At 64.2% G+C, this 13,543-nt stretch carries 15 protein-coding genes; 10 read left to right on the top strand and 5 right to left on the bottom strand.

Annotation, left to right across the window (positions count from 1 at the left end; all coding sequences use genetic code 11):
• Positions 1-62: 62 nt before the first annotated feature.
• The 5 genes from CDV46_RS15955 to CDV46_RS15935 form a co-directional block, all read right to left on the bottom strand.
• On the bottom strand, positions 63-536 hold the full coding sequence (locus CDV46_RS15955; protein WP_140413398.1) for a hypothetical protein: 474 nt from the start codon (positions 534-536) through the stop codon (positions 63-65).
• Between the two features lie 202 nt (positions 537-738).
• Entirely contained in the window at positions 739-1,035 is a 297-nt protein-coding gene (locus tag CDV46_RS27640; RefSeq protein ID WP_087723588.1) for an EscE/YscE/SsaE family type III secretion system needle protein co-chaperone, read from the bottom strand.
• The gene (gene sctD / locus CDV46_RS15945; protein WP_087723586.1) at positions 1,010-2,392 is read right to left on the bottom strand and encodes a type III secretion system inner membrane ring subunit SctD; all 1,383 of its coding nucleotides are present in this window, start codon (positions 2,390-2,392) and stop codon (positions 1,010-1,012) included. Before sctD ends, CDV46_RS27640 begins: the two co-directional genes overlap by 26 nt.
• Positions 2,389-3,954: an EscC/YscC/HrcC family type III secretion system outer membrane ring protein gene (locus CDV46_RS15940; RefSeq protein ID WP_176399096.1), complete on the bottom strand. Its 1,566-nt coding sequence runs from the start codon at positions 3,952-3,954 to the stop codon at positions 2,389-2,391. Before CDV46_RS15940 ends, sctD begins: the two co-directional genes overlap by 4 nt.
• Before the next feature lie 98 nt (positions 3,955-4,052).
• Positions 4,053-4,532, bottom strand: coding sequence for a hypothetical protein (locus CDV46_RS15935; RefSeq protein WP_087723583.1), 480 nt, complete (start codon positions 4,530-4,532; stop codon positions 4,053-4,055).
• 308 nt (positions 4,533-4,840) lie between these two features.
• Here CDV46_RS15935 and CDV46_RS15930 point away from each other — a divergent pair, with 308 nt between their 5' ends.
• The 10 genes from CDV46_RS15930 (at position 4,841) to sctT (ending at position 13,540) form a co-directional block, all read left to right on the top strand.
• The gene (locus tag CDV46_RS15930) at positions 4,841-5,500 is read left to right on the top strand and encodes a two component system response regulator (RefSeq protein WP_087723582.1); all 660 of its coding nucleotides are present in this window, start codon (positions 4,841-4,843) and stop codon (positions 5,498-5,500) included.
• A gap of 136 nt (positions 5,501-5,636) precedes the next feature.
• Positions 5,637-6,077, top strand: coding sequence for a hypothetical protein (locus CDV46_RS15925; RefSeq protein ID WP_140413397.1), 441 nt, complete (start codon positions 5,637-5,639; stop codon positions 6,075-6,077).
• A complete protein-coding gene (gene sctV, locus CDV46_RS15920; RefSeq protein WP_087723578.1) occupies positions 6,074-8,188 on the top strand; it encodes a type III secretion system export apparatus subunit SctV in 2,115 nt (704 codons plus the stop codon). Before CDV46_RS15925 ends, sctV begins: the two co-directional genes overlap by 4 nt.
• A gap of 1 nt (position 8,189) precedes the next feature.
• On the top strand, positions 8,190-9,575 hold the full coding sequence (locus tag CDV46_RS15915; RefSeq protein WP_087723576.1) for a FliI/YscN family ATPase: 1,386 nt from the start codon (positions 8,190-8,192) through the stop codon (positions 9,573-9,575).
• On the top strand, positions 9,551-9,961 hold the full coding sequence (locus CDV46_RS15910; RefSeq protein ID WP_087723574.1) for a hypothetical protein: 411 nt from the start codon (positions 9,551-9,553) through the stop codon (positions 9,959-9,961). Before CDV46_RS15915 ends, CDV46_RS15910 begins: the two co-directional genes overlap by 25 nt.
• Before the next feature lie 100 nt (positions 9,962-10,061).
• A complete protein-coding gene (locus tag CDV46_RS15905) occupies positions 10,062-10,511 on the top strand; it encodes a hypothetical protein (RefSeq protein WP_140413396.1) in 450 nt (149 codons plus the stop codon).
• Positions 10,501-11,592 carry a hypothetical protein gene (locus tag CDV46_RS15900; protein WP_087723570.1) on the top strand — a complete coding sequence of 364 codons (1,092 nt, stop codon included), beginning with the start codon at positions 10,501-10,503 and terminating at the stop codon, positions 11,590-11,592. The genes CDV46_RS15905 and CDV46_RS15900 overlap by 11 nt, the downstream gene beginning before the upstream one ends.
• A gap of 132 nt (positions 11,593-11,724) precedes the next feature.
• The gene (sctR, locus tag CDV46_RS15895) at positions 11,725-12,375 is read left to right on the top strand and encodes a type III secretion system export apparatus subunit SctR (RefSeq protein WP_058377482.1); all 651 of its coding nucleotides are present in this window, start codon (positions 11,725-11,727) and stop codon (positions 12,373-12,375) included.
• A 20-nt stretch (positions 12,376-12,395) separates the two neighbouring features.
• A complete protein-coding gene (sctS, locus tag CDV46_RS15890; protein ID WP_087689243.1) occupies positions 12,396-12,662 on the top strand; it encodes a type III secretion system export apparatus subunit SctS in 267 nt (88 codons plus the stop codon).
• On the top strand, positions 12,659-13,540 hold the full coding sequence (sctT, locus tag CDV46_RS15885) for a type III secretion system export apparatus subunit SctT (RefSeq protein ID WP_254916083.1): 882 nt from the start codon (positions 12,659-12,661) through the stop codon (positions 13,538-13,540). The genes sctS and sctT overlap by 4 nt, the downstream gene beginning before the upstream one ends.
• The last annotated feature ends 3 nt before the right edge of the window (positions 13,541-13,543 follow it).

Raw genomic sequence — 13,543 nt, 5'->3', positions numbered from 1 at the left:
CATGGCGGCCCGCTTACATCGTTCAGATGGCAATCAGCACCATCGGCGCAATCCGCGCAATCTCACGCGCGCAGATGTTCACGGCAGAGCTTGATGCGATCGTAAAAATCAGTGAGCGCTTGCGCGAACGGTTCCGGCTCGGCAGACGCCTCCTCGTTCACCAGCGCGTGCAGAACGAGCCGATTGTCTTGCGCACGCAATTGCACGTGACCGGTGATTGCCCATTCCGCTGGCTCGATAAGCAGTTGCAGAAGACGCTCGCTGTTGGCGCGATGCAAGCGCGCCGCTTCGTCGGTGGCGACAACCGAATGAATGCCGCAGGTTTGATTTTCCAGCGTCTCCACGATGATGCTCGGTGAAGCGTTGAACGTCAGTTCAATGGGCGAATGATTGTCGACGGTGTGGATCTTGCCCGGATCGCAGCCGATCAGCTTGAGAGCGTCTACAAGGGTCTGCGCGAGGTCGTGACGTGACATGGTGTACGTGCTCTTAAAATTTGACGGTGATGGGACCTCGGGCGATTCGCGCGTGGTCATGACATCGACGCTCACCCCACCATTCCATGATCGAATCGGTGAAGCGTCGTGCGCGAACGCCGCGGTGCCGAATGTTCACACGCGGTGGCGTCTCCGCCTTTCGAGACGTGATTCGCTTTGTCGCTTCCGGGCGCATCGGTCATCGATTTCCGGGCACTCTCACACCGATTCGATGTCATCGCGACGATTGCCGTCAGCGAGGCTATTGCGCTCCTCCTGTACTTCCTGTGCCTCCTGTACTTCCCGTACCTTCTGCTGCACGGCCGTAGGACGCGCGAAAGCGCTGCGTCAGCCGCGAGAGAATACCTATCGCCGCGTCGACCGCCTCGGACTGTGTCCGGGCGTGCCGGTGCAAGGCGGGTGAGAGCGGTGATTGCAGCGCGTCGTTCAGCGTCCTCTGCGCGTCGCTCAGTTGGGCAAGTTGTGCCGACGGTGAAGCCGGCACATCAGGTGCCGAAGCGGCAAGTTGGTCCTCAATCTTCGTCAGGCGTGTCGTCATAGGTGTTCTCCGGTGTCAGTGGCAAATAGAAGAGCCGGTCGTGCGCCGCAATCGACACGCCGTCGGCCGCGACGGCAATGACGTGCGCCCCGCCTGCGAGCCGTGCGCCTTGCATGAGGCGAGTGCCGTCGGCCAACGTAATGTGTGGCGCCGTGGGCGAACCGCCAATGCTCACCACCGGTGCGGGCAGTCCGGTTTGTGAAAGCGTCGGCATGCGCACCGGCAACGGCTCGATGCGAAGGCGCAACGTGCGTGCTGCGTCATTCCATGTGTCCGCGAGTGACTGCAAGGCCACCTGACGCTGTGCGGATACCGGACCTGTGAGCCGCCAGCCGTCGCGCTCGCGGGTGACGTTGACGCCGCGCAACTGATTCGCGTCTTTCAGAAGTTGCACGACCGTGTCGAAGCCGTCGGCTTCGTCGTTGTCGACCCGCCAGCCGTGGGGCAGGGCGAGCGCATCCAGCGCATCGGAGGTGGCTCGCCAGCGCGCGTCCGCGACGAAGGCGCCGCTGATCACAATCTCGCCACTGGGCGCGACGCCGACATAGGCCGCACCGTAGCCATAAAGACGCAACAACGTCTGGACGGACTGTGTCAGATCAGCGGGACACCAGGTGTCGTCGCGTACGACCTTGTCGAGCCCCCGCGCTTCGGTACGCAGTCGCGAACGCACGTCGTCAGACGCGCAGCCACCGGAGAACAGCACGGCCCCGTCGGAGATCGTCAGTGAGATGCCGGGGGCGATGCGTGCCGCAAGAGACTTCAGCGTGCCAATGCCGCCCGGTGATGTGATGACGTTGGCCGAACCCGTTCGCCAGATCATGGCGCCGACGGCGAGCGCGACCAGCGAGATGCCTGTGGCTGCAAGCCATGTCGCCCGGCGCGGGCGCTTCGAGGGCTTCCGCTTCAGGGACCACGAGAATGCCGGACCGTCCTGCGCCAACAGGGGCTGCGTATGGGCTTGCCGCTGCGCAGACGGGTGGACGGCGTCAGACGCGAGACGTGCCGGACGCTGGGGCAATGGCATCGGCACCGGCGATTCGGCATCGCCGGTGTCCAGCCAGATGCCGAGTCCCGCCAGATCAATGACCGACCTTAGCGGGAGCCGGACGCAGAGGGGGACGTCCAGCAAGGTGTCATCCGGCCATTCGAGTGACGCACCGTTGACCCAGACGTCGGTGCGCGTCAGCAGTCGCACCCCGTCGTCGTCCACATGAAGCGTCGCCCCGGCGCCATTCTCCAGCGCCATCGCGATATCCGAGTCTTCTGCGCCAACAGAAAACGCACCGGACGGCAGGGGCAACGAGCGCCCCGCGAGCGGGCCGTCAAGCAAGGTGAGTGTGTACGTCGTCGTCATGCTTTCGGCTCACCGGACGTGGGCTCGGCCTTGATGAGGAACAACCGGATCACGCTTTCATTGCGATGCGTGGTCGAGCGGAAGAGCCACCCGATAAATGGAATATCGCCCAGCAGCGGGATCTTGCTTTCCTGCTCGTGCTGGGTGTCCTGAACGAAGCCGCCGAGCAGCAGACTCTGTCCGGCCTGAAGCGTGGCTTGCGTCGAGATTGCCGAATTTCGGATAGTTGGGACCTCGTTGCGTGAGTCGCGGGCGCTCCGTATTTCGCCGCCGTCTTCGATGTTGAGCGTAAGCATGACCTGATCAAGACCACCGGCATCGTCGGGCACCAGTCGCGGCGTCACGCGTAACAGCGAACCCGACGTCACGCTCTCGAGCTTGGCCACCTTTTCACCGGTGACCTTCGTATAGAACGTCACGCTGCGATCGAGCACCGCCTGCATGTTGTCGAGCGTGACGATGGACGGCCGCGAAAGCACGCGCGCTTTCGAATTCCGCTCAAGTGCGGAGAGATTGACCATGAATTTGTTGGTATCTCCGACCACCGCCGAAAACGTACCCTGATCGTTCGCGTCGGCGCCGTTGTCGCCTCGCATGCGATTACTGTTCAGGCCCAGCGTGCCGAAGCCGCCAAGCCGCGCACTGCCGGCGATGTCGACGCCAAGCTCGGCAATGTCGCTCGCGTTCACGTCGATGATGGCGACCGAGATGTCGACCAGACGCGGACGCACATCCAACTGCGCAACCAGATCCGCGTAGAGCGGCAGGTTGCGGCGTCGCTCGCGCACCACGACAGCGTTGCGGCGGGCATCCGCGGAAAAACGCGGGGTGTTCGCACGCGGCGGACTCGCTGGGGTCCCCGCTGCCCCGGCTGCTTCGCCCGCCACGGCGACGAGCGGGCCAGCGCCGAGAATAAGGTCTTGCAAGACGCTGACGACGCCGGGGACGACAACTTCCTGTCCGCGATAAAAGTACCTCGTGTCGGCCGCCGTCGCGAATTTCAGGGGAAAAATCTCGATGGTCTCCTCGCTCTCCTGCTGATCTCTGGCGTCGCGCTCCAGATGTTCGGCGAGCATCGCCACCGTTTCCAGGCAGGCTGGCACGCCAGCGATCTCAAGTGCGCGAGCGGCGGGAATCGCCCGTGCGACGCAGTGCTGCGGGTGAAGGACACCTGCACTGCGCAAATGCGAAAGCAACTGATCCGGCGATGCATAACGCAGCGACACCACCTGTCTCGCGACCTCGCTGGCCTTATAGATATGCAACGTCTGGCCGTTGAAATACCACGAAAGCCGATAACGTTCGGAGAGCGCGTCGAGTGTCACCTGTGGTGTACCCGCCGGTAACGCGCCGATGAACTTGTCGGTGACCTGCGCGCTGACGATCGTCGGGATGCGGTGATGCGCACCGAAGTCGCGCAACAGTTCGGCGAGTGGCGTGCCGGCGCTCTGGAAGAGGAACGCGCCACCACGCCAGACCGGCAGGGTGGCTGTCGTCGAAACGGGATTCGCAGGCGTGAGAAGCGTTTCGGAGGCAGACGAGGGGAGTGCGAACGCCGGCATGGGCGCCGCCAGGTAAAAAATCGCGGCAGCACCCGCGGACAAGGGCAACAGCGCCACACGCCGTGAGACACGATGAAACGAGCGGTGAATCCCCATGGTCATGAGCGGCGCATGGCACGAAGCCGTTGGCTGGCTTGCCGGGCGCCGATGTGCTGGACGGGCGCTGGCGACGTTGGGTTGCGGGGTTCGGTGTCGGCTTTGGGCGCGACGAGGTGACAGGCGAGTATCTGGCGGCGAAGCTGCGCCTCAACGCTGGCGGGCGTCTCGTCGGCATCGAATCGATGCATCCACCACACGTCACCGTGTGCGATGCAAACGCTGTCGCAGCGAAGCTCGGGCTGGGCGGCCAGCACGAGGGTGAGCCGCGTGAGCCAGCCCGGTGGCAGGGTTTCGTAGTCAGTGGCACGCGCGCCGAGCCGGTGTTGGACAGGCACCGGTATCGCGATGGCCACACAGAAACTATCGTTGATCGTGCAGACCCAGCCACGTTGACCGTCGAGATCAATGGCATGACGCGCGCCTTTTACATCGCGCGGGGTAATCCAGTCGAGGGCGGCGAGCGCGAAAGGCAAACGCATACGTGGAGAAGATTGTCGGGAGAGAGAAGGAGGGTGGCAGCGCACCCCGCAAAGCGGCGGTCGAGCGAGGACGATCCGTGTGGCCGGCCTGCGCCCGCAAAGACCGGAATTGTCGCGCGCCTGCGTGCGAGTGCCATCCGGCACATACCTGATTTCATGTGCCAGTGCGCGACTGGGAGGAAAAACGCCAACGCGATGTCGCGTCAGAGATACGGGATAAAGCTCAAGAATCGCGTCGCTAATTCGGATACCAAAATTATGGTCAAAAATCCGTATATCCATAAAACACAAATGTCCAGGAGTCGGGAATGACGGGAAGCACAGGCGTTATCGTTGTAGAGGACCACGAGTTGCTGGCGGACGGCATGTGCCGTCTGGTCGAGGGGGATCTCAAGTGGCGCGTGCTCGCCCGGGTGGCCAACGGGCTCGACGTCTACCGCGCGTGTCAGGTGCATCGTCCCGATCTGGTGATGCTCGACCTCGGGCTGCCGGGGATGGACGGCATCGATGTCATTCGCCAGTGCTGTCAGCGCTGGCTCGGCCTGCGGGTATTGGTCAACTCGGCGAGCAACGACGGCGAGCGCGCGCGTCAGGCGCTCGATGCGGGCGCAGCCGCGTACGTCCTGAAAAGCAGCGCGCGCGATACGGTGATTCACGCTGCCCGGCAAGTGATGACGGGGCGGCGCTTCATTGACCCGGCCGTGTTTGGCGTGATGCGAACCCCGACGCAGCCGCCGTACCTGCCAATCCCCTGCGACAACGAAACGCCGGAACGTCTGCTGACGTTGCGAGAGCGTCAGGTACTCAAGCTGGTCGCCGAGGGGCAACGCAATCGTGACATCGCCGCACTGCTGTCGATCAGTATCAAGACGGTCGAAACGCACCGGCTCAACATGATGCGCAAGCTCGATGCTCACAACGTGGCCGATATCGTGAACTGGGCACACCGGCTCAGGATGATGTTGTGACGCCCGGACGATCTCGCGTTTTGGGGTGAAGTTCAGGTCTGCGCCGGATGTCCGGTGCAACACGCGTGCGAGACCATCGCTCGTGTTCCTGTCATTCCACTTCACGACTGCCCAACCGGTATCCGGTGCGCGCCGCATGCACTCCTCCCCGATCGATCTCCAGACACAACGCAAGCTTGAACAGCTCTTCGAACTGCTGGCGCTGCCGGCACGCGCGATCGCACCGAAGATGCGGGTGACGCTTGCGCCGTGTCACCTGATGATCGAGGCCGGGACGACGGGGGTGACGCTGGCGCTGACATTGATCGAGCGGAGCACCCGAGCGGAGCGTTGGTTGCCTTTGATGCTGCAAACCTGCGCGCCGGAGTGGAGCCTCGGGATTCCGGTGCGGGCCTGCGTCGCGCAGGGACGCCCCATGTTGATCGCCACGCCGACCGTTGCGTCTCGCATGCAAGCGGGAGACTGGTGGCAATGCCTTTCGCGCATGCGACGCCTGCTGGAGCGTATCCATGCCGAACAACAGCGGGATTCGCGCGATGTCCCCGATGGCCGTAGTGCTGCGGAGCCGCGAGCATGACCCGCGTGATGTCGTGGCTTGGCGCTGCCGCCGGACGGCAAGACATCGTGCTTGCGGCGCTGCTGCTCGTCACCGTTCTGATGATCATCATCCCGATGCCACCCTCGGTGATGGACATGCTCATCGCGCTCAACCTTGCGGTGTCGCTGCTGCTCCTGATGGTGGCGCTCTACGTCAACGAACCGCTCGACTTCTCTGTCTTTCCCTCCGTATTGCTGATGACCACCCTGTTCCGGCTGGGGCTGACGATCAGCACGAGCCGGCTGATTCTGCTGCGCGCTGACGCTGGCGATATCGTCTACACCTTCGGAGACTTTGCGGCGGGTGGCAACATCGTGGTGGGGATGATCGTGTTCCTGATCATCACGGTGGTGAACTTCATCGTGATCACCAAGGGCTCCGAGCGGGTGGCGGAAGTGGGCGCGCGATTCTCGCTCGACGGCATGCCCGGCAAGCAGATGAGTATCGACGGCGACCTGCGTGCCGGGACCATCGATGCGGTCGAAGCCGGCCGTCTGCGCCGGGTAGTGCAGAAGGAGAGTCAGTTCTATGGCGCGATGGATGGAGCGATGAAGTTCGTCAAGGGCGATGCCATCGCCGGACTCGTCATCATCGTGGTCAACTTGCTGGGCGGGATCGGCGTCGGCGTTTTCATGCACGGCATGAGCGCGAGCGAGGCGGGTGCGCTCTACGCCATCCTGTCGATCGGCGACGGGCTCGTGTCGCAGATTCCGGCGCTTCTCATTTCGGTGACAGCGGGCATTATCGTGACGCGCGTGCCGGGGGAGCACCGGCATAACCTTGCGCGCGAACTGACCGACCAGCTCGCCGCGCAGCCGCAGTCGCTGATGGTCGCTGCGGTGGTGCTGGTCCTGTTCGGCCTGATTCCCGGCTTTCCGATGCACTACTTCATCCTTCTCGCGGCCATGTCGGGCACGGCGGCGTGGTGGGTGCGCCGCCGGGCGCGCGAAGGTAGCACCGGCTCTGGTGGCACCCGCGCAGACGGCAGTGCAGGGGGGGCGCAAACCGGCCGCCCGGGCGCGCAGCCGTTGCAAGTTCGCGTGGGAAGCGGGTTGGTGAGTGCATTGGCAAGTCCATCCGGCGGCGCCGGCTCGCTCGCCAACCGGATCGACGCATTACGTGATCAGAAATTCGAGCAGTTCGGCGTGCCGATGCCGGAAGTCAGTCTGGTGATCGACGCGTCGCTGGCGCCGGACATGCTCGACATTCAGCTCTATCACGAGAGCGTATTGACGCTTCCGATGTCGCCCGGCATGGCACTCGCCCGATTTGACGGCGAGCATACGTTGACGGCACTGCGCGGGCTCGTCGCCCATGACAACGCAGACAAAGCTGACAACGATGACCTTGCGCGAACCCCGTTGGCGTTCGGCGGCCACGTGCTTTACTGGCTCACGACGGCGCAGCGAGATCGGTGGCGCGAGCACGGCGGCATCGCGCTCGAAGGCGATGAACGCGTCGCACATTGCGTGTCGCTGGTCATCGATGCGCATGCGGCCGATTTCCTTGGCGTGCAGGAAACGCGCTTCTTGATGGACGCGATGGAAGATCGCTATGGCGAACTGGTGAAAGAGTTGCAGCGGCAGTTGCCGATCAACCGCACGGCCGAAGTCTTGCAGCGACTGGTGGCCGAAGGCATTTCGATTCGTGACCTGCGGCGCGTGTTCGAGGCATTGATCGAATGGGCGCCTCGCGAGCGCGATCAGATCATGCTCACGGAATATGTGCGACTCGGTTTGCGGCGCCACATCACGCGGCGTTTCCGGCGGGGTAACGCGCAGATCGCAGGCTGGAATGTCGGCCAGGGGATCGAAGACACGGTACGCGCAGCCGTGCGTCAGACGTCGTCGGGTTCGTACGCCGATCTGAACGCCGAGCAGACGGAATCGATTCTGTGCGCGATCGACGACGTGCTGGCCGCGCACGACGGCAGCCCCGCCGTGCTGTTCACGGCGCTCGACGTGCGCCGCTTCGTGCGCAAGCTGATCGAGCGCGAGCGCGCCGATCTGGCGGTGCTGTCGTTTCAGGAAGTCGCGGACGAGCCGCAGGTTCGCGTGCTGGGCACGATCGATCTGCAAGGGGCCTACTGACATGCGCCAGCCCGACGCCATTCGTGTCGCCAACGCCTTGCGGCGCTCGCTCAGCGCACGCCGAAAGGCCTGCGTCGAATGGCGTGCCGCGCCCGGGCGAGACATCCCTCATGGACGCATCGACAAGGTCACGCCGAATGCGCTGCGTGCACGATTACCCGGCGCATCGCTTGGCGAGCAGTGCCGCATCGTGTCGCCCGTCATCGATGCGGAAGTGATTGCCGTCGAAGGGCCGCATGTCTGGCTTTCTCCCTATGCGGAACCGCGCGGCGTCGCCAGTGGCGCGCTGGTGTATGCGCTCGGCACGCCGTCGCGCGTCGCCGTGGACGAGCACATGGGCGGGCTTGTGCTCGATGGTCTTGGGCGACGGCTGGATGCCGATGTGACGTCGGGGAGTGCGTTCGATGACTCGCACGGCATCGCGCGGTCCGGGACGGTCTGGCGACCCCTTGACGCTGCGCCGCCGCCCGCGATGACCCGTGCGTTGGTCAGTACACCGTTGCCGCTCGGCATTCGCGCCATCGACGGCTTGTTGACCTGCGGGCGAGGACAGCGAATCGGCATCTTCGCCGCCGCGGGCGGTGGCAAGAGCACGCTGCTTTCCATGATGTGCCAAGGGGCGGATGCGGACGTGATTGTGCTGGCGCTGATTGGTGAGCGTGGCCGGGAGGTTCGCGAATTTCTCGAACATGCGTTGCCCCCTGCCGCCAGAGCACGCACTGTCTGCGTGGTGGCAACCTCCGATCGCCCGGCGTTGGAGCGCATGAAGGCGGCCTACACAGCCACGGCGATTGCCGAGGCGTTCCGCGACCAGGGCAAGAACGTGCTGCTGCTCATGGACTCGCTCACGCGCTTCGGGCGCGCTGTGCGGGATATCGGCATGGCGGCGGGCGAACCGCTGGGCGCGACCAGTGGTCTGCCGCCGAGCTTTTATGCGCGCCTGCCGCGCTTGCTCGAACGCGCCGGTACGGCAGCGCACGGCAGCATCACGGCGTTCTACACGGTGCTGGTCGAAGGCGACAACCTCGACGAGCCGCTCGCCGATGAGGTTCGCTCGATCCTCGATGGCCACATCGTGCTCTCCCGCCGTCTCGCGCAAGAAAACCACTATCCGGCGATCGATATCGCGGCAAGTCTGTCTCGCGTGATGAGCCATGTGACCGACACGCAGCACGTCGCTGCCGCCGCGCGAGTGCGCCGCGCCATGGCACTGGCGTCCGAGGTCGAACTGCTCGTGCGCGTTGGCGAATATCAACCGGGGGAAGACCCCGAGACAGATGACGCGCTCTCACGCGCTCCCGATATCCGCGAATTCCTGTGTCAGCCGTATGGCGAAATCGCGCCATTTGATGAGACACAGGCATGGCTCGCGCGTCTCACGACCTGAACGCGATCGCCCAGATAGACGCATTGGCGTCGATTGCCCGGCGGCGAGAGGTCAGCCTGCGTGTCGCCGTGACGCGGGCAACGCAGGCGCTCAACGAGGCCGAGGCGGCCGAGACGCAACGGCGACACGCGTGTGAGGTTCAACGACAGCGCTGGCGCGAAGCACTCACACGCGGTGGTGTGTACCGCCAACGCACGCTTTCCGAGGCGAGTCATGCCGTGGAGACCGAGCGCTCGGCGCTGGTCGGCGCGTTGTCTGCACAGGACGCTGCAATCGCCGCCAGCGCGCAGGCACGAGCGGCCTTGCAGGAGCAACGGGCGCTATTGCAGACCAATGCACGCAAGCAGGAGAAGCTGCGCGAATGGCGTGCGTCGTTGCGGCCGTAGCAGACATCAACAGATGTAAGAGACGTAGAGGATTTCGCGCCGCGGATGAGAATCAATCGATTTTTGTTCGCAACCACAATGCAACCAAAAGGACTTCACGATGAGCACGATACGTCGCAATGGCATGTCAGCAGAGGCATTCGCCAGTCTGGGGGCCGGTTCGCTGGTGTCGCATCGTACGGCGAGCAAAGGAAGCGCGACACGTCGGCAAATGGATGACGACGATGAACGGGAATTCACACTGAATGCGCCGGCGCCGCGCGTCACCGGGCCAGCCGACGTGTTGCGCTGGCTACGCGTCTGGCATGCACGGCAGGAGCAGGCGTGGGATGGTGGGAGCGCATTGCGGATCTGCGTGCACGGTGGCGTGCTCGATGAGATGGTCGTCGAGGCCAGACGCGGGTTACACGGCGTCACCCTCAGTCTGCTGTCGCCGCGTCTCACGTTGTACCGCCGATTGTTGACGCAGCGTGGCCGTCTCGCCCGGGCGATGACATGTCGGCTCGGATTGCCGGTGACGGTGGAAGTCGAGGCACGCTATGCACCCTGATGCCGGCGTCGCGATGGGCGGGGGCATCGCTGACGAGATATTCGGCGACATGTTGGGCGGTGGCGGCAGTGTCCACTTTGCGCAAGGCGACTTGCAGGTGCAGGCCGGTTGGTTGCGCGTGAGTGGCGAGGGGCTGATTGTGACGGCGCGCGTAGACGAAGGCACGGTCGGGGAGGTGCGCTTCTGGTGCGATGAACAGCAGTGGCGTGATTGGCTGGCGCCGTGGCTGCCGGTACCCTCGTTCGAGGCGCTGCCGCAAGCGTGGCACGACATTGCCGCATCGCTGACACTGGCTTCCAATGACGTTGACCATGGTGGCGATGCTTGGCCGCAGGCGATACGACTCGCGTCAGGGACCGCAGATGCCGCGTGGCGTATCGGCGTCGTATTGCAACGCGACGGCAGGCGGCTGGCGCTGGCATGGATGGGCGGCGCGGCGTCATGGCTTCGCGAGCGTTGCGAACGGGCCGAGATGGCTTCCGAGCCGATCGATCCCGCCGGGCTGCCGCACCGCGAGTGTCTTCTGGTGGCGGGATGGGCCGATATTTCGCGTGCACAATGCGACGCGTTGCGCGCCGGCGATGCGGTGATGCTCAGCAAGTCGGCCGACGTGACGAAGGGGGCGCATTGGGTCATCGACGGTGATTTCGCGTTGTCATTTCGCGGAGACCTTACCGGACACCCTGCCGCGCCTGCGAGCGGGGCGGATGTGTTTCGACTGACGCCGGTGAACGTGAATCGGGGGGACGTGACGCCGGACGCGCTGTCGCTTGTGCGTATCTTCGCGACGCTGTGCGCGAAGCCGTTCCCGGTGCCAGTGCTCAACGCTTGGCGAACCGGAGAATTACCGGCAGCGGGCGCGATCCACTCACCCGCCGAACCGGCGCTCCACATGAGCCGCGTCACGCTCTGGCGCGACGGTGCCGCGTGGGCGATGGCACGCTTGCTTCGTTTTGAAAATGACCAACTTGCGGTTTGCCTTGAAGGTGAACGCGAGAACGGCGACACCTCGCACGTCAGCACCCAAAGTCGCGCCAATTCGGGTGGCGACCTGATGGGCGTGCACCCGCAGACCCCCTAAGATCGCGCCACTTGTCGTGGCATCCCGTGCATCGTCTGCGGAACACGCCGCGCCGCATCGTCAGGCGCTCGCACGCTGCCGCACTTCCACGCCGCACACGCGTGCCGGCCTCGGGTATTCAACGGAGTCCGTATGTCCCTGCTCGACCACCCGGTGCAGCTCGTGGTGTTGCTCTCGCTGCTGTCGATCCTGCCGCTGCTGGTCGTCCTCGGGACGGCGTTTCTGAAGTTGGCCGTCGTGTTCGCCTTGCTGCGCAATGCGCTCGGCACGCAACAAATTCCTCCCAACATCGCCATCTATGGTCTTTCGCTCGTGCTGACTTGTTTCATCATGGCGCCAGTCGTTTTCGACATCGAAGCCAATCTCGCGAAACGTCCTGTGGCGCTGTCCTCGCCCAGTGCGGTGGCCGATGCCGACGCCAGCATTCTGGTGCCGTACCGCGCCTTTCTCACGCGGCATACCGACCCACGCCAGCGCGACTTCTTCGCCGGAATTGCGAGCGATACGTGGCCTGAAAAGCACCGTGCCCGCATCGGTCCCGATTCTTTGCTCGTGCTGATGCCGGCGTTCACGCTGAGCCAGCTTGCCGAAGCCTTCAAGATCGGGCTGCTGCTCTACCTGCCGTTTGTCGTCATCGATCTGGTGATCTCGAACATCTTGCTGGCGATGGGGATGATGATGGTCTCGCCCATGACCATTGCGCTGCCGTTCAAGCTGCTGGTGTTCGTGATGATGAACGGGTGGGAGCAGTTGGTTCGCCAGTTGCTGCTGTCGTACGCGTGATTCGGTATGGGTGATTTGGCATGAGTGAAGCGATCGTCGTCAAATTCACGAGCGAAATGCTCTGGCTCACGCTGCTGCTGTCGCTGCCCACGGTCATCGTGGCATCGGCCGTCGGGGTGTTCGTGTCGCTGGTGCAGGCGCTCACGCAGGTGCAGGACCAGACCGTGCAGTTCCTGATCAAGCTCCTTGCGGTGTCGGTCACGCTGGTGGCGACCTATGGCTGGATGGGGAATGTGCTGCTCAATTACGCGGGCAGCGCATTCGAACAGATCAGCCGAATGCAATGACCGGCGCCCTCGCATCGATATTGGGCCCGGCACTCGGGTCACCGATCGGACAGGCACTTGGGGCGGCACCTGGCGATGCGTTGTTCATGCGGCTCTGGGGCGACCTGTCCGGCTGGCTGCTCGCGTGGGGCGTGGCGGCGCTGCGCCCGCTTGGCGTGGCGATGCTGCTGCCGGTGTTCTCGCAAGGCATGCTCGGCGCCGGCATGCTCCGCAACGCGCTCGTGCTGGCGTTGGCGCTGCCCGTCGTGCCGTTAGTGCATGTGGGCCTCGACATCGCGCCGCAGTGGGGCTCGTGGGCGATGTTGATCCTCGGGGAATTGAGCGTCGGGCTCTTGCTCGGCTTTGCGGCCGCGCTGCCCTTCTGGGCGGTCGACATGACCGGCTACGTGATCGACACGATTCGCGGTGCGTCGATGGCGAGCGTGCTCAATCCGCTCATGGGGGCCCAGTCGTCGATCTTCGGCATCGCGCTCACCCAAATGCTGTGCGTGCTGTTCTTCGTGACGCCGGCAGCGCATTCGGTGCTCGCGGCGTTGTACGACTCGTACGCCGTGTTGCCGCCCGGCACGTCATGGCGTTGGCAGGCGCAGGGCCTGCCGTGGTTGCTCACGCTCTGGCAGGCCATGCAGACGATGTGCGTCGCGGTGGCGTTGCCCGCCATGGTGGTGATGGTGCTGGTCGACATGGCGATGGGCTTCATCAATCGCGCCGCACAGCAACTCAACGTGTTTTTCCTTGCCATGCCGGTCAAGAGTGCGATGGCGCTGCTCGTCACGCTGGCCAGTCTGCCGTTCGCCATTGCCGTGCCGTTGGGCTATTGGTATCGGCTGCCCGAGATATTTCAGGCGTGGGTGGTGACTGCCTTGGGGAATGGCTGAACG

Source organism: Pandoraea sp. PE-S2T-3 (genome assembly GCF_002179965.1).
Lineage (GTDB): Bacteria > Pseudomonadota > Gammaproteobacteria > Burkholderiales > Burkholderiaceae > Pandoraea.
The sequence above is the reverse complement of the archived record's forward strand: the minus strand, read 5'-3'. Positions and strand labels throughout refer to the sequence as shown.

Excerpts from the sequence above, each read along its gene's own strand:
- CDV46_RS15955 (WP_140413398.1), bottom strand. The coding sequence starts at position 536 with ATGACCACGCGCGAATCGCCCGAGGTCCCATCACCGTCAAATTTTAAG.
- CDV46_RS27640 (WP_087723588.1), bottom strand. The coding sequence starts at position 1,035 with ATGACGACACGCCTGACGAAGATTGAGGACCAACTTGCCGCTTCGGCA.
- sctD (WP_087723586.1), bottom strand. The coding sequence starts at position 2,392 with ATGACGACGACGTACACACTCACCTTGCTTGACGGCCCGCTCGCGGGG.
- CDV46_RS15940 (WP_176399096.1), bottom strand. The coding sequence starts at position 3,954 with ATGCCGGCGTTCGCACTCCCCTCGTCTGCCTCCGAAACGCTTCTCACG.
- CDV46_RS15935 (WP_087723583.1), bottom strand. The coding sequence starts at position 4,532 with ATGCGTTTGCCTTTCGCGCTCGCCGCCCTCGACTGGATTACCCCGCGC.
- CDV46_RS15930 (WP_087723582.1), top strand. The coding sequence starts at position 4,841 with ATGACGGGAAGCACAGGCGTTATCGTTGTAGAGGACCACGAGTTGCTG.
- CDV46_RS15925 (WP_140413397.1), top strand. The coding sequence starts at position 5,637 with ATGCACTCCTCCCCGATCGATCTCCAGACACAACGCAAGCTTGAACAG.
- sctV (WP_087723578.1), top strand. The coding sequence starts at position 6,074 with ATGACCCGCGTGATGTCGTGGCTTGGCGCTGCCGCCGGACGGCAAGAC.
- CDV46_RS15915 (WP_087723576.1), top strand. The coding sequence starts at position 8,190 with ATGCGCCAGCCCGACGCCATTCGTGTCGCCAACGCCTTGCGGCGCTCG.
- CDV46_RS15910 (WP_087723574.1), top strand. The coding sequence starts at position 9,551 with ATGGCTCGCGCGTCTCACGACCTGAACGCGATCGCCCAGATAGACGCA.
- CDV46_RS15905 (WP_140413396.1), top strand. The coding sequence starts at position 10,062 with ATGAGCACGATACGTCGCAATGGCATGTCAGCAGAGGCATTCGCCAGT.
- CDV46_RS15900 (WP_087723570.1), top strand. The coding sequence starts at position 10,501 with ATGCACCCTGATGCCGGCGTCGCGATGGGCGGGGGCATCGCTGACGAG.
- sctR (WP_058377482.1), top strand. The coding sequence starts at position 11,725 with ATGTCCCTGCTCGACCACCCGGTGCAGCTCGTGGTGTTGCTCTCGCTG.
- sctS (WP_087689243.1), top strand. The coding sequence starts at position 12,396 with ATGAGTGAAGCGATCGTCGTCAAATTCACGAGCGAAATGCTCTGGCTC.
- sctT (WP_254916083.1), top strand. The coding sequence starts at position 12,659 with ATGACCGGCGCCCTCGCATCGATATTGGGCCCGGCACTCGGGTCACCG.